This is a genomic window from Camelimonas fluminis (assembly GCF_014656355.1).
Classification (GTDB): domain Bacteria; phylum Pseudomonadota; class Alphaproteobacteria; order Rhizobiales; family Beijerinckiaceae; genus Camelimonas; species Camelimonas fluminis.
This window is the reverse complement of record NZ_BNCG01000138.1, coordinates 1-1,217: the sequence shown is the minus strand read 5'-3', so window position 1 is coordinate 1,217 and position 1,217 is coordinate 1. Positions and strand designations below refer to the sequence as shown.

The window sequence follows — 1,217 nt, the reverse complement described above, 5'->3', positions numbered from 1 at the left end:
TCGACAGCCTCCTGCCGTGGAGCCATCAACGCAAGGTGTGAGCGGCACAGCGCTTACGGTGCAATACAAGGAGTTCGCCGCTGCCCTGAATGCGTGTGGGGTCCCGTGTAAGGTTTCTGACTTCGACAACGCAGCGGGTGCAGGGGCAAAGCCTTCGAGCCGGGAACGACGTTGAACACCGGGCGGGTGCGGGAGGCGCTCGCCAAGCTGAAGGCGGATCATTTCCCCCAGTTGGAGATTGACGCTTTTTTCGAGCGCGAGGAGGTCCAATCCAGTTAAAAAAACCGTCATTCGCCGCCGTCTAGGCCCCCACTTGGACTGGGGGCATTGTAATCGCTATGCTGGGACGTACTCCACCATGCGACCCTTCTCGTCGATCAAAATTTTGGCCCGGACGGATCGGCGGCCCGCAATCTTAAAAACGTAAGCGTCAGCACGCAGGTCCTCGAACTTTAGCTCACTGCCGTCAGGCGCTATGATGGTGGCGTCATTCCCACCAACAGTGCGAAAGCCTCTTTCTTCCAAAAAATCTTCATTATGCCGTATGGTTCGGATCTCGCGGACGCGGCGGCGGCGCTGAATAAGGCCTATGATCAAACCCAGAAGCGCCAACGGGACCTGTACCAGCGCCACCGTTGTATAAAGTTTTGCCGCCCCAGGCGGGTGGTCGTCTGCCCCCAGTATGAGCGACAGCAGAAGCGTAAAACAAAAGACGCTGGCCAGCACGATCAATCCATTGAACATCACCGTCCGAAACAGGGTTCCTGTAATGCCGCGAGCGTGACCACGGACCATGTTCCACATGCCGTAGACTGTGCCGCCCATAAAAACAAACGCCAGCAACATGAGCTGCCAGTTGTCCTTCGCCAGTTTGTAGGCATCACGACCGAACGACAGTCCCGCCCCGGCAACAGCGCTCCCCAATAACGTAGGAGCGATCCATCCCTTGTCTTTCTTGCGCATTGCCACCCAACCCGTGATTCTCACTGCATCGCTTTATCCGATCATTCGCCAAATCCCTCCACCTGTCCTATGAGAAAAAAGAACTGGGTGCGTCTGGGGAGGCGATCACGTGGCGACAAAAATTAATCCGGATGAAATTTTCGATATCGACCAGTTGCGAACGCTCGCGGACAATGCGCGAAAGCGCGGTGCTGACTGCGTGTTCCACGGGATGGTGGGCACTGATTCCACCGGATGATGGGCGCGCGTTCCAC

2 protein-coding genes are annotated in these 1,217 nt (G+C 56.9%); both read right to left on the bottom strand.

What is annotated here, in order from left to right; genetic code table 11:
- Positions 1-336 precede the first annotated feature (336 nt).
- The gene (locus IE243_RS22835) at positions 337-963 is read right to left on the bottom strand and encodes a hypothetical protein (protein WP_191321568.1); all 627 of its coding nucleotides are present in this window, start codon (positions 961-963) and stop codon (positions 337-339) included.
- 67 nt (positions 964-1,030) lie between these two features.
- A partial coding sequence (locus IE243_RS23345; RefSeq protein ID WP_210319972.1) for a hypothetical protein occupies positions 1,031-1,217 on the bottom strand: 187 nt, incomplete at its 5' end.

Excerpts from the sequence above, each read along its gene's own strand:
- IE243_RS22835 (WP_191321568.1), bottom strand. The coding sequence starts at position 963 with ATGCGCAAGAAAGACAAGGGATGGATCGCTCCTACGTTATTGGGGAGC.